Here is a 21,418-nt window from a genome sequence, read left to right on the forward strand (position 1 = left end):
GCCGCCGTTGGTCGTAGGCCGAGAGATGAGGTTGTCCGTGATCGAGTCGCCGTTTCGGGGCGCACCGGGCGCGGGCCGGCGGGTCGTCGTCGGCCTGAGCGGTTCCCCCGGCAGCCTGGCCGCGCTGCACCGGGCGGTCGCGGAGGCCCGGTCCCGCTCCGCGGGCCTGCTGGCGGTCCTGGCGTGGGAGCCGCCCCCCGAGGAGTTCAGCTACCGCCGGGTGCCGCTCCCGCCGCGGCCCTTCGACTGGGAGCAGGAGGCGCGGCAGCGGCTGCGCGCCGCCCTGGAGGAGGCCTTCGGCGCCGGCGCCGCGCCCGGCCTGCCGGACTTCCGTGCCGGGACCGGGCGCGGGCCCGCCGGGCACGTGCTGGTCGAGGCGGCCGCCCGCGGCGACGACCTGCTGGTCGTCGGCACGGGGTCGCGCGGCCTGCTGCCGCGTGCGCTGCGCGCTTCGGTCGCCCGCTACTGCGTGGCGCACGCGGCCTGCCCGGTGCTGGCCGTACCGCCGTCCCGGCTGCCCGCGGGGGTCTGAGGCTCAGCCCCGCAGGTGCCGGAGGACGGTGCGCATCGCCCGTTCCACGGCGCCGCGCGCCTGCTCGCCGTGGTCGGTCGTCTCGAAGCCGTGGGTGCCGTCGGGGAGGTCGAGGACCTCCACGTCCGTCCCGGCGTCCTTGGCGGCGGCCAGGAACTCCTCGACGGTCGTCGCGATCTCCGTACGCTCCCGTCCCACCCGGGTCAGGACGAACGGCGGCGCGCCGTCGTGCACGGCGGCCGCGGGCCGGAAACGGGAAGCGGCCAGGCCCCAGTTGGGCAGCGGCGCGAGGACGGGATAGGTGGCCGCCACGCAGCGCAGCCACGGCGGCGGCGCCGCCAGCCAGTCCGCGGACAGCAGCCCGCCCGCGGAGAAGAACCACAGCGCGACCCGGCCGGCGTCGACCCGGGGATCGGCGCGGACGAGCTCGACCGCTCCGGCGAGGTCCTCGGCGGCCCGCGGGAAGTCGCCGAGGTCGTGCAGCCGGTGGTCGACGGTCACGCCGACCGCCCCGTGGGCCGCCGCGAGGCGGCCGTAGCCGACGAAGGCCGGCCAGTCGCGCGGAGTCGGACGGGCACCGGGCGGCACCGGGCCGCCGTGCACGAACACCACGGCCGGGCGGGGCCCTTCGTCGTCGGCGCGGTCCGGGAGGTACAGGTCGGTGCGCTCGCGGCGCTCGCGGGGCCGTTCGGGCACGTCGAGGAGGAACGGCCGCAGATGCGCGGGCGGTTCACCCGTCACGCGGATCCGGTGGCCCTCCCCGGCGGCCGACCTCAGCAGGACGTCGGCGAGTTCGCCGGGGAGGGAGAGCATCGGCCAGTGGCCGGTGGCGAGTTCGAAGAGGGTGACGCGGGGGTCGGTGAGCGCCTGCAGCTCCGGGTGCCCGAGGCCCACCAGCGCCTCCACCGTCGCGATGCTGGAACCGTTGCCGGTGCACAGGACGCCGGTCGTCGGCACGGTGGCGGCGGCCCCCGACAGACGCAGCGGCCGGGTCAGGGTCCCGGCGGGCTGGGGCGCGGCGTCGGCGGCGAGCCGGGCGAGCGCGGCGTCCGGCACGCCCGCCGTACTGCCCCAGCGCTCCCATCCGCCGGGCGCCGGCGGGGCCACGCGCCACGCGTCGTCACCCGCGACCGGGGCCGAGAGGCGGGCGCCCAGTTCCCGGTCGGGCAGCAGCCGCAGCGGCGGGTCGCCGTCCCGGGGCAGGCCCGCGTCCAGGTGGACGACGCGGGCGACCCGCCCGGGCCTGCGGTCGGCGGCGGCGACCACCGGGTGGATGCCGTAGCCGTGGCCGACGAGCACGACGTCCGCCGCGTCCGGGGACCCGGCGGTGTCGACGGCCCGCAGGACGTCCTCGACGTGGGTGTCCAGGTCGGTGCCGGGCCCGGCCGGGCGGCCGGAGCCCGCCATGCCGGTGAGGGCCACCGGAAGGGCGGCCGCGCCCGACTCCCGCAGCCGCCCGGCGACGTCCTCCCACACCCAGCCGCCCGTGTGGGCCTCGGGAACGAGTACGAACACGGTCATGTGTGCCTCCCGCACGCGGTGGTCCGCGAAGCGGCCGTCCGGCCGCCCGCGCTCGCCGGTACGGTAGGAACTCCCCCTGAGGGAGGTTCAAGCGGTGGAGTCCGACAGCACGTTGAGCATCGGGGAGCTCGCCGCGCGGGCCGGTGTCTCCGTCAAGACCGTCCGTTTCTACTCGGACCGCGGGCTGCTGCCCGAGGCCGCCCGCAGCGCCGGCGGCCACCGCCGGTACGCGCCCGAGGCACTCGCCCGCCTCCGGCAGATCCGCTCCCTGCGCGCCCTGGACCTGCCGGTGCCGGAGGTGGCGCGGGCCCTGGAGCGGGAGGACGCCCTGGAGGACGCCGTCGCCGGTCACCTGAGGACGCTGGGCACCCAACTGGCCGCCCTGCGCTGGCGGGAGGCCGCCCTGCGGCTGCTGCGGGACTGCACCGCCGAGGAGCGCGCCGAGCGCCTGGAACTCGTCGGCGCCGTCCCCGTACCTCCGAGCACGGACCCGATGGCCCGCTTCTGGCGCCGCTGGCTGCAGCCCGCCCGGCTGCCGGCCCCCGTGCTGGCCCGGGTCGTCGACCTCGCCGTACCGCAGCCGCCGGACGATCCCGCCCCGGCCCAGGTCCTGGCCTTCGCCCGGCTGCACGCCTTCACCTCGGCCTCCTGCCCGCCCGGCGCCGTCCACCGGCTGGCGCCGCACCGGCCCGACACGGGCCCCCGTCCCGCCGCCCTGTACGAGGGACTTCACGAGGCCTACGAGCTGGCCGCGCCGCACCTGCTGGCCGGCCGCGACCCCGGCGCGGGCGAGGCGCTCGACTGCTTCGTCACCGCCCACGCGCGGTCGTTCGGGGAGCGCGACACCCCGGGCTTCCGCCGCCGGCTGAGCGGCATGCTCGCCGAGGAACCCCGCATCGACCGCTACTGGCAACTCGTGGGCGAACTCAGGGGCCCGGCGCACCCGACCCCGGGTGCCGCCCACACCTGGCTGCGCTCCGCGCTCGAAGGCCAGGTCACGGCGCGGTGAGGATGCGCGGGCCCTCGTCCGTGATGGCGACGGTGTGCTCGAAGTGGGCGGCGCGGCTACCGTCCTCGGTGTGCAGCGTCCAGCCGTCGGGGGCGGTGCGGTAGCCGCCGCGTCCCCCGGCCATCAGCATCGGCTCGATGGCGAGGGCCAGCCCGTGCCGCAGCGGGTAACCACGCCCGGGGCGGCCCTGGTTGGGAACGTGGGGGTCCTCGTGCATCCGGCGGCCGATGCCGTGGCCGCCGAAGTCCCCGGGCATGCCGCAGCGGGCCTCGCGGGCGACGGTGCCGATGGCGTGCGAGATGTCGCCGACGCGGTTGCCGACGGTGGCCGCGGCGATCCCGGCGTCGAGCGCCCGCCGCGTGGCCTCGATGAGGCGCACGTCGGCGGGGCGTGGCGTGCCGACGGTGAAGCTGATCGCGGCGTCCCCGGTCCAGCCCTCCAGTTCGGCGCCGCAGTCGACGCTCACCAGGTCGCCGTCCCGCAGCCGGTAGGCCGTGGGGATGCCGTGCACGACGGCGTCGTTGACCGAGGTGCAGATCACCGCGGGGAACGGTGTCGGCGCGAACGACGGCCGGTAGCCGAGGAAGGGCGACCGCGCGCCCGCCCCGTCCAGGACGGCGCGCGCCGCCTCGTCCAGTTCCCGCAGCGACACCCCGACCCGGGCCGCCTCCCGGGCGGCGGCGAGCGCACGCGCCACGACGCGCCCGGCCTCCCGCATGGCCGCCAGCGCGGCGTCGGTCTTGATCTCCACCATGTCCGTCACTCCTTTTCCGCCCCCGGGGGCACCCAATTCTTATACCGGTATTAGTATCACGGACATGGTGCGAACTCCCCTGACCCCCTGGGAACGGCAACGCGGCGAACGCTTCGGGGCACTGCTGCGGCAGGCGCGCGGCGACCGCAGCATGGTCGAGGTCGCCGCGGCGGCGGGCGTCTCCGCCGAGACCCTGCGCAAGATCGAGACCGGCCGCGCCCCCACGCCGGCCTTCTTCACCGTGGCCGCCCTCGCCGCGGCGCTGGGCATCTCCCTGGACGAGCTCGCCTTCGCGTGCGTCGACGCGCCGGAGGGCGGGGACGCCGCCCTCTCGGCGTAGCGGTGCCCTTCGCCACCCGGGGTTGTGGTTGCGGCCTGTGTCGTGTGCGGATTGTCTGCGCGTCGGCTGCACCCGGCGATTCGGTGCGGTCCGCGGCGCCGGGTGCGGGTCCTTTGCGCCTGCGGCGGGCTGTCTCCCACCCTCCCGCCCTCCCCCAGCCTTCGGCCGGGGGGAGGGCGCGAGGGTGGGGGAGAAACCCAACAGCAACCCCAACAGCAACCACAACGGCGCCGCACACAACGTCCCACCGGGACCCTCAGCCGTCCCCGAAGCCGCCTCCGAAGCCGTCCCCGAAGCCGCCCCCGAAGTCCCCGGGGTCGAAGTCCGCACCCGAGTAGTCGCCGCCGACCTGATCCACCCCGCCCCCGTCGAACCCCCCACCCCATCCGCCGCCGAGGGAACCCCCCAGCAGCGTCCCGACGAGGATCCCGGGCAGCATCCCGCCGCCGAAGTAACCCTGCGCCCAGGGCGCGTAGGCCGGGCCCGCCTCCCAGTACGGGCGGGGGCCGCGGGGCGTGCCTACCTGGCGGGCCATGGGCTCCAGGCCGTCCGCGAGCCGGGCGGCGTCGGCCGCGCACACCGGTACGGCCCGCTCGGCGCCGCCGCCCTCGGGCGCCCACGGCGCGTCCTCGACGGAGGGACCGTGCCGGGGGTCGAAGAAGCAGGGCGGGCGGCGCTCGGGCAGCGGCTTGCCCCCGATGCGCGCCTCCAGGGTCGCGAGCGCGAAGCGCCCCTCCTCCAGGGCCTGGCTGACCGGCCGGACGTCGTCGGGCGACCGCGCCCGGTCCATGGCGGCCTTCGCGGTGTCGTAGGCGTCCAGGGCGTGCGTGTAGTCCTCGCGCATGGCGTCGTCGGCCGTCGCGCCGCCCGGGTCGAAGCCGATCCGGCCCAGCTCCTCGCCGAAGGCGGTGACGTCCTCGTCCACCACCGGGCGCAGCTCGTCGAGGCGGCGCCGGTCCTGCTCCTCGCGGCGCCGCTTGGCGCGCCCTGACATCAGGACGGCCCCGCCGCCCACGACGAGGACCAGGAGGCCGAGCGCGACCAGCACCCCGGTGCCGCCGCCCGCGGATCCGCCGCCCCACGAGGCCGGGGCGTGCCCGCCCGCCTGTGGCAGCGCCTGGTCGACGAAGCCGGTGACCATCGCCGCGGGGTCGCCGGGGTCGGAGCGGCGTACGGCGCCGGCCAGGTTCTCGACGGCGTTGTGCGGCATCACGGCGGGGTCCGCGCCGGCGTCGAGGCGGTCACCGAGGGCGACGACGTACACGCCGGTGATGCCGACCTTGGTCCGCAGGTCCTGCAGGAGCGTGGTCGCGGGGAACTCCGCGGTGTCCGGGAGCACGGCGACGAAGACCGGGCGGTCCGCCTTCTCGATGCGCCCGGCGAGGGCGTCCGCCTCGGCCGGCGACAGTGCGTCCCGCGCCCGGGGGTCGACGTAGACCGGACCCTGACGGAGGGCCGCGGCCGCCGTGTCGAGGCCTCCCGCGGCCCGTGCCCCGGCGCCCGTCGCGAGGACGAGACCCAGCACACCGCAGAGCACGGCGAGTACGGGCAGGAGGCGGAGGATCCGCCGGACGGTCCTCATGCCTTCGACGCTAACCCAGATCGGCCGGACACGGCGCCCGCGCCCGCCCGCCCGAGCGGCGCCCGATATCTCCGAATAGGCTGTTCTGTCGGAATTGCCCGACAATGAGCGACATCGGCAGGTCGGGTCCGGCGGGTCGCGCCGCCCGCGACCGGCCGGATGAGAACGCCCCTCGTTCCCGGGGATGGGTCGTCGCGGTGGACATGCAGCAGTCGGCGAAGGACGTCGGTCAGCCCCAGGTGGCCGTCGGGCAGGCGGGCGTGTTCCGCGACCTGCTGCCGATCGCGATGTGGCGGATCGACTCCGAGGGCCGCATCTCCCAGTGGTCGCTGGCGGCGCAGGAGCTCTTCGGGCACACCGCGGAGGAGGTGCTCGGCCGCAGCGCCACGCCCCTGCTGGTCCCCGTGGCGAACTGGGAGCTGGCGGACGAGCTGACGCGCAGGGTGCTGTCGGGCGAGGCCGTCGTGGGCACGCTGCCGGTGCGCCACCGCGACGGCCACCTGGTGACCATGGAGATGTGGATCTGCCCGACCGCCGACCCGCAGGGCCGCACCGGGCTGATGGGCATCGCCGCCGAGACCTCGGCGGTGCTGCGCATGCGGGACTCGCTGGCGGCGCTGGAGGGGCTGTTCACCCAGTCCCCGATCGGTCTGGCGATGCTGGGCCCCGACCTGCGCTACGTACGGGTCAACGAGGCGCTGGCCCGCATGAACGGGGTGCCCGCGGCGCAGCACATCGGCCGGCGCGTGAGCGAGGTCGTGCCGGGGCTGAACACCATGGCGCTGGAGACCGTGATGCGGCAGGTCCTGGCCCGCGGCGAGCCCGTGGTGGACTTCCGTGGCCTGGGACGGACGGGCGCCGACCCCGTCGCCGAGCGGGTCTGGTCGTGCTCCTTCTCGCCGTTGCTCGGCGGCGGCGGCCGCCGGCTGGGCGTGATCGCCTCGCTGATCGACATCACCCGCGAGGAGCGGGCGCAGCTCCAGGCGACCCGCGGACGGCAGCGCCTCGCGCTGCTCGCCGAGGCCGGCACGCGCATCGGGACCACGCTCGACCTGCGGCAGACCGCCGAGGAGGTGGTGCAGGTGCTCGTGCCCGGGGTGGCCGACTCCGCGGACGTGCACCTGCTGGAGGAGGTCCTCGACCCGGACGAGGCCACCGCCTCCGCCCACGGGATGGTGCGCCGCCTCGCGGTGTCCTTCGCCGACCCCGCGGCCCCGGCCGAGGACCTGGCCGTCGGCATGACGCACCAGGTGCCCCGCGCCTCGGCGTACGAGCAGGTCATGGTGGAGGGCCGGCCGTTGAGGCTCACCAGGGCCGACATACCCCGGCTGGTTCCCGGCCCGGAGCACGAGCGGCTGAGGGGCTACCTGCGGACGCTGGGCTCCGCCCGCATGGTCCCGCTGGTGGCCCGCGGCACGGTGCTGGGCATCGTCATGGTGACCCGCTCCCGTAGGCGCGAGCCCTTCGACGACCAGGACAACCTGCTCATCGACGAACTCGCCGCCCGCGCGGCGCTCGGCATCGACAACGCGCGGATGTACTCCGCCCAGCGCCGCGCCGCCCTCACCCTGCAACGCAGCCTCGCCGATTTCGCGCTGCCCGAGGTGCCCGGGCTGGAGCTGGCCGGCCGGTACCTGCCCGCCAGCGACCAGGAGGTGGGCGGCGACTGGTTCGACGTCATCACGCTGCCCGGCGACAGGACGGCCCTGGTCATCGGGGACGTCATGGGCCACGGGGTGCACGCGGCGGCCGTCATGGGGCAGCTGCGGACCACGGTGCGCACCCTGGCCCGGCACGACATCCCCCCGGCCGAACTGCTCCGCTCGCTGGACGCGGCCGTCGCCGACGTCGGCGAGAACGAGATGGCCACCTGCGTCTACGCAGTCCACGACCCGGCCGACGGCAGCTGCCTGGTCGCCCGCGCCGGCCACCCACCGCCCGCGGTGACCGGGCCGGGGGGCGAGGTGGCCTTCCTCGACGGCCCGAGCGGTACGCCGCTGGGCGTGGGCCGCAGGGACTTCCAGACCGAGCGGATACGGCTGCCGCCCGACGCGGTGCTGGTGCTGTACACCGACGGCCTGATCGAGGCCCGCGACCGCAACCTCGACCAGGGCATGCGCCAACTCGCCCGTGCCCTGCGCGATCCCGGCCGGCCGCTCTCCCGGATCTGCGACCGCGTCCTCGCCCGGCTGCTGCCCGACGGCGCGCAGGACGACGTCGCGATCCTGCTGGCCCGGCCGCTCCGCGCGACCACCACCGCCACCGCCACCACCGCCACCGCCACCGCCACCGGCCATGAGCCCCCGCGGTGAGCGCGCGACGTGGCCCTCCGGGCCACGCGCCACCGGCCGGACGGGCCGATACTGGAGCTGTGCCCGTACGGGCGCCCGTCCCGAGCCACGGCGGGGAACCACAGGAGTTGACGCGGCTCGCCCGGCGCTCCGGCACGTGCGACGGTGGTAGCGATGGACAACCCGGCCAAGACGTTCAGCGAGTCACCGGAGGATCCGTTCTCGGTGCACGGCGCGGCCTCGGTGGTACTGGACGACGACGCTTCCGTGGTGGGCTGGAGCGCGCGCGCCGAGACGCTGCTCGGCCACCGGGCCGGGGAGGTGCTGGGCCGCCCGGCACCCGAACTCCTCGTGCACCCCGCCGACCTCGACCTGGTCCTCGGCGTCACCGCTGCGTGCGTCCGCGAGGGCGGCTGGTTCGGGATCGTGCCCGTGCTGCACCGTGACGGGCGCCGGGTGGAGGTCGGCTGCCGGGTGCGCGCCGTGGCGCGGGAGGACGACCGCCGCGAGTGGTACGTGGTCGCGGCACCGGCCGCCGAGGTCGTGCAGTGGGAGACCGACCGGTGGGTGCTGGACGGACTGTTCCGCCGCTCCCCCATCGGGCTCGCGGTCTTCGCGCCCGACCTGACCTTCCTGCGCGTGAACCGGGCGATCACCAAGTTCAGCGGCGTCCCGCCGGAGAAGCACCAGGGCCTGCGCACGGCCGACTTCCTCTACGGTCCGGACGCCGAGGCCGTGGACGAGCAGTTGCGGCAGGTACTCGCGACGGGCCGCTCCTCGATCTTCTCCGAGCAGCCCTGCCGGCTGCGCCGGGACCCGCAGCGCGAACTGTACGTGGCCGTATCGGCGTTCCGGATGCAGGACGCGAGCGGGCACGTGCTCGGGGTGACCCAGACCGTCGAGGACGTGACCGAACGCCACCGGGCCCGCCGCAGACTGGCGCTGCTCAGCGAGGCCGGGGCCCGCATCGGCACCACGCTGGACGTCGGCCGCACCGCCCGCGAACTGGCCGAGGTGGCCGTGCCGGGGCTCGCCGACAGCGCCTCCGTCGACCTGTTGGAGGCCGTGCCCCAGGGGGACGAGCCCGCGCAGGACGCCTTCCCCGTGGTCTGCCGCGCGGCGGTCCAGTCGGTGTTCCCGGACACCGAGAGGATCATGTACCCGGTGGGCCGGATCATCGTCATCCCCCGGGGCTCCACGCAGGCGCGGTCGCTGGCCGAGGGCCGTCCGGTCTTCGAGTCCGACATGGACCGGGCCATGGCCTGGCTCGACGAGGACCCCGCGCGGGCCCGGGCGGCCCGCGAGGTCGGCGCGCACTCCCTGATGGTGGTCCCGCTGCTCGCCCGCGGCCTCGTGCTCGGCCTGATCAGCCTGTGGCGCACCCGCGGCCGCGAGCCCTTCGAGGCCGACGACCTCACCCTCGCCGAGGAGTTCGCCGCCCGCGCCGCCCTGAGCATCGACAACGCCCGCCGCTACACCCAGCAGCACCAGGCGGCCCTCACCCTGCAGCACAGCCTGCTCCCCGGGGACGTGCCCCGGCACCCCGCCGCCGAGGTGGCGCACCGCTACTTGCCCGCCAACACCGCCACGGGGGTCGGCGGCGACTGGTTCGACGTCATCCCGCTCTCCGGGCTGCGCATCGCGCTGGTGGTGGGCGACGTCGTCGGCCGCGGGCTGCACGCGGCGGCGACGATGGGCCGGCTGCGCACCGCCGTCCACACCCTGGCCCACCTGGACCCCACCCCGGACGAGGTGCTGTCGCACCTCGACGACCTCGTGGACCGGCTGGCCTCGGAGCAGCGCGACTGCGACGAGGACGCCCCGCCGGTCGTCGGCGCGACCTGCGTCTACGCCGTCTACGACCCGGTCTCCCGGCGCTGCTCGCTGGCCCGGGCCGGCCATCCGCCCCCCGTGGTCGTCACCCCGGAGGGCCGGGCCGGCCTGGTCAACATCCCCCCGGGGCCGCCGCTGGGCCTCGGCGGCCTCCCCTTCGAGACGGCGGAGATCGAACTCGCCGAGGGCAGCACCCTCGCGCTGTACACCGACGGGCTGCTCTGCACCCGCTGCCGCGACGTCGACGACAGCCTGGCGATGCTCTGCGGGGCGCTGACGGCGCCGTCCGGTTCGCTGGAGGAGACCTGCGGCGCGGTCGAGGACACCCTGCTCAAGGGCCGCCGGTCCACCGAGGCGGCCGACGACGTCGCCCTCCTCGTCGCCCGGACCCGCGTCCTGGCGCCGGAGCAGGTCGCCACGTGGGACCTCCCGCCGGACGCCACTGCCGCCGGGCGGGCCCGTTCGCTCGTGGAGTCCCGGCTCGCGGAGTGGGGGCTGGAGGAGGCGGCCTTCGTGACCGAACTGATCGTCAGCGAACTGGTCACCAACGCGTACCGCTACTCGGGCGGGCCCATCACGCTGCGGCTGATCCGCGACAGCCACCTCATCTGCGAGGTGTCCGACACCAGCAGCACCTCCCCCCACCTGCGCCGGGCGCGCACGACCGACGAGGGCGGGCGCGGGCTCTTCCTGGTGGCCCAGCTCAGCGAGCGCTGGGGCACCCGCTACACGCGCGAGGGCAAGACGATCTGGGCCGAGCAGCCCCTGCAGGGGGACTTCTGAGCGTGTGCGGCACGTGGGCCTGGCGCCGGTGCGCCCGACGCCCTCCCTTCGAGGGCGGCCGGCCCGAAAGCGGCAACGCCCGCGGTCAGGGCCCGTGGACCTGGGACCAGCGGCACGGAGACGGGACGCCGGGCCGCTCGGCCGGACGCGACGTCCCGCCGCACGGGACCGGGTCCGGTGCCCCACCGGGGGGCGCCGCATGAGGGGGACCGGCTCAGCGGGGCGGGAGTCCGGTGCCGCAGCGGGAGCAGAACAGGGCGTCGCTCTCGCCGGACAGCCGGCCGCAGTCCGGGCACACGCGGTGCAGCAGGCACGCCGCGTCGCCCGCTTCCGGCGCCGGGGCGAGGGCCGGGGCGGGGGCGGCGATGGTCAGGCCGGGGCGGCGGGCGTGGACCGTGAGGTAGGTCAGCCCCGTCGCGCCGGCGGACAGCGCGCGGCACGTGCCGCGCGGCAGCCAGGCGAGGGCGCCGGGTGCCAGGGTCGTCTGGCGTCCGCCGTCGTCGCCCGAGAGGTGTCCGCCACCGTCGACGACGTACAGCAGGACGTCGAGGTCGGCCTCGACGTGCGGGCGGACCTCGGTGCCCGCCGGAAGGCGGATGACGTTGGCGTCGAGCTGGCGGCCGTCCGCGCCCAGCCGCCACAGCGCTCCGCGCTGTCCGACGGGCGTACGGCCGATCAGGTCCGCCACTTGGGCGAGGACACCCGGCGCGGGCTTGGTCTCCACGTTCGTCCTCCCTGCACCTGTGGAACAGCCGAACGGTACTCCGCCCCGCGTGCCACCGCACGGCGGCGAGGACGCCGCCCGGGCGCGGCGAGGGCGGCGGCGTCCCGACGCGACGCGCGCACCGGGGAGGCGGACGATGGGGTCATGACGCCGGAACGGACGCCGCCGGGGAGGCCGTGATGCCAGTGGGCCGGATCGGGATGGTCGTGCACGGGGCGCGCGAGGACGCGAGCGAGGCCGCCGCGACGGTGCACGACTGGGCCGCGCGCCACGGGGTCCCCGCGGTGGAGATCGACGTGTGGCGCAGGGACGAACCCCGGCACAGCGGTGAGGAGGAGGCGGCCGCCGCCGGTTACCCGGACCTGGTCGTGACCCTGGGGGGCGACGGGACCTTCCTGCGCGGCGCCCGGGTGGCCGCGGCGTGCGGGGCGGCCGTGCTGGGCGTGGACCTGGGGCGCGTCGGCTTCCTGACCGAGGTGTGCTCCGGTGACGTGGAGCACGCGCTGGACTGCGTGCACGAGGGCCGGGCGTCCGTCGAGGACCGCATGACGCTCACGCTGCGGGCGTCGCGGCCGCTGGAGATCCCGGAGGGCATCGAGTCGTTGCTGAGGTACGGGCGCGGGCCCGCGCTGCCGCCGCCGCGGGTGCGCTCCAGCGACCCCGACGACGTGGGCTGGGGCGTGCCGATGGCCGTCAACGCCGTCAACGACGTGGTCTTCGAGAAGCTCGCCCGGGACCGGCAGGCCAGCCTCGCGGTGTACCTGGCCGGCCGGTTGTTCGCGTCCTACTCCGCGGACGCGGTCGTGGCGGCCACGCCGACGGGTTCCACCGCGTACAGCTTCGCCGCCGGGGGCCCGGTGGTCTCGCCGCACATGGACGCGATCGTGTTCACGCCGGTCGCGCCGCACATGGCCTTCGACCGCACCCTGGTGGCGGCCCCGGACGAGGTCGTGGGGGTGCGTGTGCTGACGCGTTCGGGCCGGGTCGCGGTCAGCATCGACGGCCAGTTGAGGGGCGTCCTCGATCCCGGCGACTGGGTCGGGGTGTACAAGGCGCGGCACCGGTTGCGGCTGGTCCGGCTGGGGCCGACCGACTTCTACGGGCGGGTGCGCGACCGCTTCCGGCTCAGTGACGCGCCGGCCGCGGCCGCGGACGGGGAGGTGCCTCCGCTGTACCGGCCGTCCGCTCCCGTCCCGCCCGACCTGCGGAACCTGCGCTTCCCGCCTCCGGCCGCCCGGCGCTGACGGCGCCCTTCCGCGCGATCCCGGCCAGTTCCCGGGCCGGCCCGGTCAGTTCCCGCCCGTGGGCACGCACCAGGCGCAGCGTCCGCGTGAGGTCGAGTCCGGCCACGGGGACGGCGACGACGCTGCCGCCGGCGAGTTCCGCGGTGAGCGCGAGGGAGCTGAGGACGGCCGGGGCGAGGCCGTCGGCGACGGCGGTCTTGATGGCGGTGGTGGAGGGGAGTTCGAGCAGCGGGTCGGCGAGCGTGAGCCCCGCCGCCCGGGTCAGCGCGTGCTCGAGGTGGCGGCGGGTGCCGGAGCCCCGTTCGCGGCTGACCAGGGGGGTGGCGGCGAGTTCCGCGGCGCCGACGCCGGAACGACGGCGTGCCCAGGGGTGGGAGGGGGCGACGACCACGGTCAGCTCGTCGTGCGCGACCGGCCGGGCGACCAGCCCGCGCGGGACGTCGGGGCCCTCGACGAAGCCGAGGTGGGCCTCGCCGGCCAGGACGGCGGCGGCGACGTCCTCGGAGTTGCCCGCGGTGAGCGCGACCGTGGTGCGCGGGGCGCCGGCCCGCAGGGCCAGCAGCCACTGCGGCAGGAGGTACTCGGCCACGGTCATGCTGGCCGCCACCCGCAGCCGGCACTCGGTGGTGCCGCGCAGCGAGGTGATCCCCGCGTCCAGCGAGGCGGCGGCGTCGACGGCGGTGCGCGCCCAGTCGGCGACGAGGGCGCCGTGCTCGGTGAGCCGCGAGCCGCGCGGGGACCGTTCCAGCAGGTCCAGGCCGAGCCGGCGTTCGAGGTGCCGGAGGCGGGAGCTCGCGGCGGGCTGGCTGACCCCGTGGGCGCGTGCGGCGGCGCCGACGCTGCCGAGGCTCGCGACCGACAGCAGCAGGTCGTACGCCGCCAGGTCGCTCACACGCTCGGGCAGGGGCATAAGCCCAGTCTATGAGCCCATCCGGAAGTGGTCCCTACCGGCCTCGCACCCGCTGGGGCGAGGCTGAGGACATGCCTTCGAAGCTCGCAGTCCCCTCCCGGCCCGGCGCCCATCCGCGCACCGGGCCGCAGTGGGAGCCGGCCCGCCCCTCCCGGCTCTTCCGCGACCTCGGCCCCAACTGGTACGCCTCCGTGATGGGCACCGGCGTCGTCGCCACGGCGGCGGCCGGGCTGCCCGCGCACGTACCGGGGCTGCGGACGGCCGCCACGGTCGTGTGGGCGCTGGCGGCCGGCTGGCTGGTGGTGCTCTCCGCGGCCTGGGCGGTGCACTGGACCCGCCACCGCGACCGCGCGCTGGCGCACGCCGGCCATCCGGTGATGGCGCACTTCTGGGGCGCCCCGGCGATGGCGCTGCTGACCGTCGGCGCGGGCACCCTGGCGCTGGGCTCCGACTGGACCGGACCGCACGCGGCCCTGGCCGTGGCCGGGGCGCTGTGGTCGGCGGGCACGGTGCTGGGCCTGCTGACCTGGGTGTGGATCCCGTACCGGGCGATGACCGACCACCGGGTCGCCGACGACTCGGCGTTCGGCGGCTGGCTGATGCCGGTCGTGCCGCCCATGGTGTCCGCGGCCACCGGGGCCGCCCTCGTCCCGCACCTGCCGGCGGGGCAGGCGCGGCTGACGCTGCTGCTGGCGTGCTACGCCATGTTCGGGATGAGCCTGCTCGCGAGCCTGGTGATCATCCCGCAGATCTGGGGCAGGCTGGTGCGCCACAAGACGGGCCCGGCGGCCATGGTGCCGACCCTGTGAATCGTGCTCGGCCCGCTGGGCCAGTCCGTCACGGCGGCCAACCTCCTGGGGGGCGTGGCGCCTGCCGCCCTGCCCCGTCCGTACGCCACCGGGGCCGAGGTGTTCGGCTACCTCTACGGCGTGCCCGTCTGGGGCTTCGCGATGATGTGGCTGGCCCTGGCGGCGGCGCTCACCCTGCGCACCGCGCGGCGCGGCCTGCCGTTCACCCTGACCTGGTGGAGCTTCACCTTCCCGCTGGGCACGTGCGTGACGGGGACGAGCGCGCTGGCGCTGCGGCTGCACTCGACGGCCTTCCAGGGGGCGGCGCTGGTCCTCTACGCGGGCCTGGTGGCGGCGTGGGCGCTGGTCGCGGCGCGTACCGTGCACGCCGGGGCGCGCGGCACGCTGTTCGCGCCGCCCGCCCCGGCGCCCGGCACGTGAACCGCCGGGGTCACAGACCCTGCCAGGCCGGCTTGGCGGCGTAGGTGGCCCGGAAGTAGTCGGCCAGCTTCAGCTTGGACGCGGCGGCCTCGTCGACGACGACGGTGGCGTGCGGGTGCAGCTGAAGCGCGGAGGCGGGGACGACCGCCGCCAGCGGGCCCTCGACGGCGAGGGCGACGGCCTCCGCCTTGGCCTCGCCCGTGGCGAGCAGGACGAGGTGCCGGGCCTCCAGGATGGTGCCGATGCCCTGGGTGATGACGTGGTGCGGCACCTCCTCGGGGTGGTCGAAGAAGCGCGCGTTGTCCTTGCGGGTCTGCTCGGTGAGGGTCTTGATCCGGGTCCGGGAGGCCAGCGAGGAGCACGGCTCGTTGAAGCCGATGTGGCCGTCGGTGCCGATGCCGAGCAGCTGCAGGTCGACGCCGCCGGCGCCCGCGAGGGTCCGCTCGTACGCGGCGCAGGCCTCGACGACGTCTTCCGCGGTGCCGTCGGGTCCCATGAACGACTCCGGCGCGAGGCCGAGGGGCTCGACGACCTCGCGCAGCACCACGGAGCGGTAGGACTCGGGGTGCCCGGCGGGCAGGCCGACGTACTCGTCCAGCTGGCAGATCCGGGCGCGTGAGACGTCGGCGGCGCCCTGCCGGGCCAGTCCGGCGAGCGCGCGGTAGACGGGGAGCGGGGTCGATCCGGTGGCGACGCCGAGCAGCGCGTCGGGCTTGCGGCGCAGCAGGTCCGCGAGGGCGCCCGCGATGAGTTCGCCGCCCGCGGTGGCGTCCGGAACGATGACGACTTCCACTTCGGGACCGCCGATCTGGTGAGGGAGACCGTAACTGGTTTAGACCAATTTAGCAGCCGGGCCCCCCGCAGATCCACCGCCGGCCCGGGGGTGCCTTCGGGCGAATGCGGCGCACGCCGCGTTGGAGGGCACGCCGCCGGTGGTAGCAAGCAGGGACAGGCGCGCGGGGCGCGCGGCGTAAGGCCGGGCACGACGGGGAGGTGCGGGACGGTGTCCCAAGGACGGCGGATCCGGATCCGCGCGGGGCGCCGGGAGGTGCGCGGGCCGGCCAGGCGGCCCGGCGTCCGGGTGTTCCCCGCACTGAACACGGCCGCCGCCTACTCCTGGCGGCTGCTGGTCGTGGGGGCCGTCGTCTACGCCGTCTTCGCCACCCTCGGACGCTTCCACGAGATCGCGGTGGCCGTCTTCCTCGGGCTGGTCGTCACCGCCATGCTGCGGCCGGTGGCCGATCTGCTCGCCCGGGCGATCCCGCGCTCGCTGGCCGTCGCCGTGTCGCTGATCGGCAGCATCCTCGTCGTGTTCGGCATCCTGGCCATGGTCGGCGAGGTGGTCGCCGGCGAGACCGCGGGGCTGCAGCGCGAGTTCAGCGCGGGGCTGGCCCGGATCGAACGCTGGCTGGAGGCCCCGCCGTTCCGGCTCGACCCCGAGGCGCTGAACGACCTGCAGTCGAAGATCGGGCAGTGGCTCTCCAGCCACCGGGCGACGCTGATCAGCACCGCGCTCAGCGGCGCCGGGCGCCTGGTCGAGGTGCTGACGGTCTTCGCGCTGGCGCTGTTCTGCTCGGTGTTCTTCCTCCACTCCGGCGACCGTCAGTGGTCCTGGTTCTGCGGGCAGTTGCCGGGGAGCGTGCGGGGCCGGGTGTCGCTGGCCGGCAGCGCGGCGTGGCGTACGTTCACCGGCTACACGCACGGGATCGTGCTGGTGGCGGCGACCAACGCGATCCTGGTCGGGGTCGCCCTGTACCTGCTGCGGGTGCCGCTCGCGCTGCCGCTGGCGCTGCTGGAGTTCTTCGCCGCCTTCGTGCCGCTGATCGGCTCGCCCATCGCCCTGGCGGTCGCCGCCGTGGTGGCGCTGGCGGCGAAGGGGCCCCTCATCGCGGCGATCGTCGTCTGCCTGATCGTCGTCATCGGCCAGATCGAGGGCCATGTGCTGCACCCGCTCGTGATGAGCTGGGCGGTGCGCCTGCACCCCGTGGTGGTCGCGCTCACCGTCATCGGCGGCGCCATCGCCGCCGGGGTGATCGGCGCGGTGGTGGCGGTGCCGCTCGTCTCCGTCCTCTGGTCGATGTACCAGGCGCTGCGCACCGCGGAGTAGGACGCGCAAGTTCTTGCGGGGCTTCCGCAACGGCCTGTCGGCTGAACGACACTCCAGCGCAAGCCCGTGTCGACTGAGACGAAAGCCCGGTCGGGGGCATAGACGCCCGGAAACACCTCTGCAACTATCGGCTCGGGCCGCGCAATTACCAAAGCAATCGACGCAATTTTCTCCGCGTGGCAGCCGTATCGCATGCGACATGTCATGGCACCAACAACTCTGACGAGAGGTACAGGGACGACATGCCAAAGGAACGGTTCATCAGACGGCTGCTGGCGGGGGTGATCGCGGCGGGCATGGTGCTGCTCGGCCTGTCGGCCCTGCCCGCCGCGGCCGCCGGCGGCCCCGACCTCGCCGCGGGGGCGCCGGCCACCGCGAGCAGTTCCCACGCCGAGTACGGGGTCGGCAACATCACCGACGGCAACCAGAACACCTACTGGCAGAGCGCGGGCAGCTCCTTCCCGCAGTGGGTCCAGGTCGACCTGGGCAGCAGCACCAGCGTCGACCAGGTCGTCGTCAAGCTCCCCGCCTCCTGGGAGGCCAGGACCGAGACCTTCGCGGTCCAGGGCAGCCCCGACGGCACCACCTTCTCCACGCTCTCCGGCTCGGCCGGGCGGAACTTCGGCCCCGGCTCGGGCAACACGGTGACCATCGACTTCGCGGCCACGCCCACCCGGTTCGTACGGCTGAACGTCACCGCCAACACCGGCTGGCCCGCCGCCCAGGTCTCCGAGCTCGAGGTGCACGGCTCCGCCACCTCCACCGACAACCTCGCCCGGGGCCGCACCCTCACCGCGAGCAGCGGCAACGCGCCCTACATCGCCGCCAACGCGGGCGACGGCAACCAGACCACCTACTGGGAGAGCAACAACAACGCCTTCCCCCAGTGGATCCAGGCCGACCTGGGGTCCTCCGTCGCCGTCACCAAGGTGGTGCTGAAACTGCCGCCCACGTGGGAGGCGCGGACGCAGACGCTGTCGCTGCGCGGCAGCACCAACGGCTCGTCCTTCAGCGACCTGGTGGCGTCCCGCGACTACTCCTTCAAGCCGGCCGACAACAACACCGTCACCATCAGCCTGAGCAGCACGACCACCCGCTACCTGCGGGTCGACGTCACCGGCAACACCGGATGGGCCGCCGCCCAGCTGTCCGAGCTGGAGGTGTACGGCCCCGCCTCCGGTGACACCACCGCGCCGAACGCGCCCACCGGCCTGGCCTACACCGAGCCCGGCTCCGGCCAGATCCGGCTGAGCTGGAACGCCGCCGGCGACAACGTCGGCGTCACCGGCTACGACGTGTACGCCAACGGCGAGCTGCGCACCAGCCTCTCCGGCAGCACGCTCACCTTCACCGACAACCAGCCCGACAACGCCACGGTCAGCTACTTCGTGCGCGCCAAGGACGCGGCCGGCAACGTCTCCGGCAACAGCAACACCGTCACCCGGACCGGCTCCGGCGGCGACACGCAGGCACCCAGCCGGCCCGGCGACCTCGCCCTCACCCAGCCCGGCTCCGGGCAGGTCAAGCTGACCTGGACCGCCTCGAGCGACAACGTCGGCGTCACCGGCTACGAGGTCTACGCCAACGAGGTGCTGCGCGCCACGGTGTCCGGCAGCACGCTCACGTACACCGACAACCAGCCCGACACCGCGACCGTCTCCTACTACGTGAAGGCCAAGGACGCGGCGGGCAACCGCAGCGTCGCCAGCACCACGGTCACGCGCAACGGCTCCGGCGGCAACGGCTCCGACCTGGCCGTGGGCAAGCCGATCACGGCCTCGTCCAGCACGCAGAACTTCGTCGCGGCCAACGCCAACGACAACAACGTCACCACCTACTGGGAGGGCGCCGGCGGCAGCTACCCGAACACGCTGACCGTCTCCCTCGGGGCGAACGCCGACGTCACCTCGGTGGTCCTCAAGCTCAACCCCGACGGCGCATGGGGCACCCGCACCCAGACCGTGCAGGTGCTCGGCAGGGAGCAGGGCGCGAGCGGCTTCACCAGCCTCAAGGCGGCGGCCGGCTACACCTTCAACCCGTCCTCGGGCAACACGGTGACCATCCCGGTCAGCGCCCGGGTCGCCGACGTACGGCTGCAGTTCACCGCCAACAGCGGTGCCGCCGCGGGCCAGCTGGCGGAGTTCCAGGTGATCGGCACCCCGGCGCCGAACCCGGACCTGACGATCAGCGGCATGTCCGTGTCCCCGAGCGCACCCGTCGAGACCGACGCGGTCAGCCTCTCCGCGACCGTGCACAACATCGGTGAACTGGCCTCGGGTGCCACGAACGTCGCCTTCTACCTGGGCACCACCAAGGTCGGCACCGCCTCCGTCGGCGCGCTGGCGGCCGGCGCCTCGACCACGGTGACGGCGAACATCGGCGTACGGGACGCCGGCAGCTACCCGCTTGGCGCCGCGGTCGACGAGGCCGGGGACGTGATCGAGCAGAACGACACCAACAACGCCTACAGCAGCCCGGCCCCGCTGGTCGTCAGGCCGGTCGACAGCTCCGACCTGATCGCCTCACCCACCGGCTGGTCCCCCGGCAACCCGGCCAAGGGCAACACCGTCACCTTCTCCGTAGCGATCAAGAACCAGGGCACCGTCGCGTCCGCGGGCGGCTCCCACGGCATCACCCTGACCGTCACCGACACCGCCTCCGGCTCCGTCGTCAAGACGCTGACCGGCTCCTACAGCGGCGCCATCGCCGCGGGCGGCACCACGAGCCCGGTCTCCCTGGGCACCTGGACGGCCGCCAACGGCAAGTACACGGTCAAGACCGTCATCGCACCCGACGCGAACGAACTGGCCGTCAAGCAGCAGAACAACACCAGCACCAAGTCCCTGTTCGTGGGGCGCGGCGCCAACATGCCGTACGACATGTACGAGGCGGAGGACGGGGTCCTCGGCGGGGGCGCCGCCGTGACCGGTCCCAACCGGACCGTCGGCGACCTCGCGGGCGAGGCGTCCGGCCGCAAGGCCGTCACGCTGAACAGCACCGGCAGTTCGGTGGAGTTCACGACCAAGGCCAGCACCAACACCCTGGTCGTGCGCTACTCGATCCCCGACGCCGCGGGCGGCGGCGGGATCAACTCCACCCTGAACGTCTACGTAAACGGCGCGTTCCTCAAGGCCATCGACCTCACCTCCAAGTACGCGTGGCTGTACGGCAGCGAGACCGCCCCCGGCAACAACCCGGGTGACGGCAGCCCCCGCCACATCTACGACGAGGCCAACATGATGCTCGGCACGACCGTGCCGGCCGGGGCGAAGATCAAGCTGCAGAAGGACGCCGCCAACGGCAGCCAGTACGCGATCGACTTCGTCAACACCGAACAGGTCTCGCCCATCGCCAACCCCGACCCCGCGGCCTACACCGCGCCGACCGGGTTCACCCACCAGGACGTGCAGAACGCCCTGGACAAGGCCCGGATGGACACCACGGGCACCCTCAAGGGCGTCTACCTGCCGCCGGGCGACTACGAGACGGGCAGCAAGTTCCAGGTCTACGGCAAGACCGTCAAGATCATCGGCGCCGGCCCCTGGTACACCCGCTTCCACACCCCGTCCGGCCAGTCCAACACCGACGCGGGCTTCCGCGCCGACTCCACCGCCAACGGCTCGTCCTTCTCGGGCTTCTCCTTCTTCGGCAACTACACCTCGCGCATCGACGGCCCCGGCAAGGTCTTCGACTTCGCGAACGTCGCGAACATGACGATCGACAACGTCTGGAACGAGCACACGGTCTGCCTCTACTGGGGCGCCAACACCGACAACGTCACCATCACGAACTCCCGGATCCGCGACACCTTCGCCGACGGCGTCAACATGACCAACGGCAGCACGGACAACCACCTCGACAACATCGAGGCCCGTGCCACGGGTGACGACAGCTTCGCCCTCTTCTCGGCGATCGACGCCGGCGGGGCGGACGAGAAGAACAACCTCTACGAGAACCTGACGTCCCTGCTGACCTGGCGCGCCGCGGGCATCGCCGTCTACGGCGGCTACGCCAACACCTTCCGCAACATCCTCGTCGCGGACACGCTGGTCTACTCGGGCGTCACGATCAGCTCCCTGGACTTCGGCTACCCGATGAACGGCTTCGGGACCGACCCGACCAACCTCCAGAACATCTCCATCGTCCGCTGCGGCGGGCACTTCTGGGGCAGCCAGACCTTCCCGGGCATCTGGCTCTTCTCCGCCTCGAAGGTCTTCCAGGGCATCCGCGTCAGCGACGTGGACATCGTGGACCCGACCTACAGCGGGATCATGTTCCAGACCAACTACGTGGGGGGCCAGCCGCAGAACCCGATCAAGGACACGGTCCTCACCAACGTGTCCATCACCGGCGCCCACCGCAGCGGTGACGCCTACGACGCCAAGTCGGGCTTCGGCCTGTGGGCCAACGAGATGCCGGAGGCCGGGCAGGGTCCGGCGGTCGGCTCCGTCACCTTCAACAACCTGACGATGAACGACAACTACCTGAACATCAAGAACACCACGTCCACCTTCACCATCAACACCAACCCGTAGCGGCCGGACGCGCGAGCGCCGTGG

At 74.5% G+C, this 21,418-nt stretch carries 14 protein-coding genes and 1 pseudogene; 9 read left to right on the plus strand and 6 right to left on the minus strand.

Annotation, left to right across the window (positions count from 1 at the left end; genetic code table 11):
* The first annotated feature begins 37 nt into the window (after positions 1 to 37).
* Positions 38 to 532, plus strand: coding sequence for a universal stress protein (locus tag ACZ7MY_RS17730; RefSeq protein ID WP_499602812.1), 495 nt, complete (start codon positions 38 to 40; stop codon positions 530 to 532).
* Positions 533 to 535: 3 nt separating this feature from the next.
* Here the strand turns inward: ACZ7MY_RS17730 and ACZ7MY_RS17735 are convergent, their stop codons facing one another.
* On the minus strand, positions 536 to 2,053 hold the full coding sequence (locus ACZ7MY_RS17735; protein ID WP_499602813.1) for an alpha/beta hydrolase: 1,518 nt from the start codon (positions 2,051 to 2,053) through the stop codon (positions 536 to 538).
* 94 nt (positions 2,054 to 2,147) lie between these two features.
* Between ACZ7MY_RS17735 and ACZ7MY_RS17740 the strand changes: the two genes are divergently transcribed.
* On the plus strand, positions 2,148 to 3,062 hold the full coding sequence (locus tag ACZ7MY_RS17740; protein WP_499602815.1) for a helix-turn-helix domain-containing protein: 915 nt from the start codon (positions 2,148 to 2,150) through the stop codon (positions 3,060 to 3,062).
* Here ACZ7MY_RS17740 and map read toward each other — a convergent pair.
* Positions 3,049 to 3,816, minus strand: coding sequence for a type I methionyl aminopeptidase (map, locus tag ACZ7MY_RS17745; protein ID WP_499602817.1), 768 nt, complete (start codon positions 3,814 to 3,816; stop codon positions 3,049 to 3,051). The genes ACZ7MY_RS17740 and map overlap by 14 nt on opposite strands.
* A 64-nt stretch (positions 3,817 to 3,880) precedes the next feature.
* Here map and ACZ7MY_RS17750 point away from each other — a divergent pair, with 64 nt between their 5' ends.
* Positions 3,881 to 4,156 (plus strand): helix-turn-helix domain-containing protein, encoded by a 276-nt coding sequence (locus tag ACZ7MY_RS17750; protein ID WP_499602818.1) that lies wholly within the window; start codon positions 3,881 to 3,883, stop codon positions 4,154 to 4,156.
* 256 nt (positions 4,157 to 4,412) lie between these two features.
* Here ACZ7MY_RS17750 and ACZ7MY_RS17755 read toward each other — a convergent pair whose 3' ends face one another.
* A complete protein-coding gene (locus ACZ7MY_RS17755) occupies positions 4,413 to 5,738 on the minus strand; it encodes a hypothetical protein (RefSeq protein ID WP_499602819.1) in 1,326 nt (441 codons plus the stop codon).
* Positions 5,739 to 5,941: 203 nt separating this feature from the next.
* Here ACZ7MY_RS17755 and ACZ7MY_RS17760 point away from each other — a divergent pair, with 203 nt between their 5' ends.
* Together ACZ7MY_RS17760 and ACZ7MY_RS17765 are read left to right on the plus strand one after the other, a co-directional pair.
* Complete coding sequence (locus tag ACZ7MY_RS17760) at positions 5,942 to 8,050, plus strand: SpoIIE family protein phosphatase (RefSeq protein ID WP_499603282.1); 2,109 nt, start codon at positions 5,942 to 5,944, stop codon at positions 8,048 to 8,050.
* Positions 8,051 to 8,203: 153 nt separating this feature from the next.
* On the plus strand, positions 8,204 to 10,645 hold the full coding sequence (locus tag ACZ7MY_RS17765; RefSeq protein WP_499602821.1) for a SpoIIE family protein phosphatase: 2,442 nt from the start codon (positions 8,204 to 8,206) through the stop codon (positions 10,643 to 10,645).
* 214 nt (positions 10,646 to 10,859) lie between these two features.
* Here ACZ7MY_RS17765 and ACZ7MY_RS17770 read toward each other — a convergent pair whose 3' ends face one another.
* A complete protein-coding gene (locus ACZ7MY_RS17770; protein WP_499602822.1) occupies positions 10,860 to 11,369 on the minus strand; it encodes a cupin domain-containing protein in 510 nt (169 codons plus the stop codon).
* Between the two features lie 179 nt (positions 11,370 to 11,548).
* Here ACZ7MY_RS17770 and ACZ7MY_RS17775 point away from each other — a divergent pair, with 179 nt between their 5' ends.
* The gene (locus ACZ7MY_RS17775; protein WP_499602824.1) at positions 11,549 to 12,613 is read left to right on the plus strand and encodes an NAD(+)/NADH kinase; all 1,065 of its coding nucleotides are present in this window, start codon (positions 11,549 to 11,551) and stop codon (positions 12,611 to 12,613) included.
* Here the strand turns inward: ACZ7MY_RS17775 and ACZ7MY_RS17780 are convergent.
* Entirely contained in the window at positions 12,495 to 13,523 is a 1,029-nt protein-coding gene (locus ACZ7MY_RS17780) for a LysR family transcriptional regulator (RefSeq protein ID WP_499602825.1), read from the minus strand. The two genes, ACZ7MY_RS17775 and ACZ7MY_RS17780, sit on opposite strands and share 119 nt — an antisense overlap.
* Positions 13,524 to 13,594: 71 nt before the next feature.
* Here ACZ7MY_RS17780 and ACZ7MY_RS17785 point away from each other — a divergent pair.
* Positions 13,595 to 14,752, plus strand: a pseudogene (locus ACZ7MY_RS17785) (TDT family transporter).
* Positions 14,753 to 14,762: 10 nt separating this feature from the next.
* On the opposite strand, the gene nagB reads toward ACZ7MY_RS17785, so the two are convergent.
* Positions 14,763 to 15,545 carry a glucosamine-6-phosphate deaminase gene (gene nagB, locus ACZ7MY_RS17790; protein ID WP_499602826.1) on the minus strand — a complete coding sequence of 261 codons (783 nt, stop codon included), beginning with the start codon at positions 15,543 to 15,545 and terminating at the stop codon, positions 14,763 to 14,765.
* A gap of 255 nt (positions 15,546 to 15,800) precedes the next feature.
* On the opposite strand from nagB, the gene ACZ7MY_RS17795 reads away from it, so the two are divergent.
* Together ACZ7MY_RS17795 and ACZ7MY_RS17800 are read left to right on the plus strand one after the other, a co-directional pair.
* A complete protein-coding gene (locus ACZ7MY_RS17795; RefSeq protein ID WP_499603283.1) occupies positions 15,801 to 16,859 on the plus strand; it encodes an AI-2E family transporter in 1,059 nt (352 codons plus the stop codon).
* A gap of 242 nt (positions 16,860 to 17,101) precedes the next feature.
* Complete coding sequence (locus ACZ7MY_RS17800; RefSeq protein WP_499602827.1) at positions 17,102 to 21,394, plus strand: discoidin domain-containing protein; 4,293 nt, start codon at positions 17,102 to 17,104, stop codon at positions 21,392 to 21,394.
* The last annotated feature ends 24 nt before the right edge of the window (positions 21,395 to 21,418 follow it).

It is taken from the genome of Streptomyces sp. NPDC111520, from assembly GCF_055635295.1.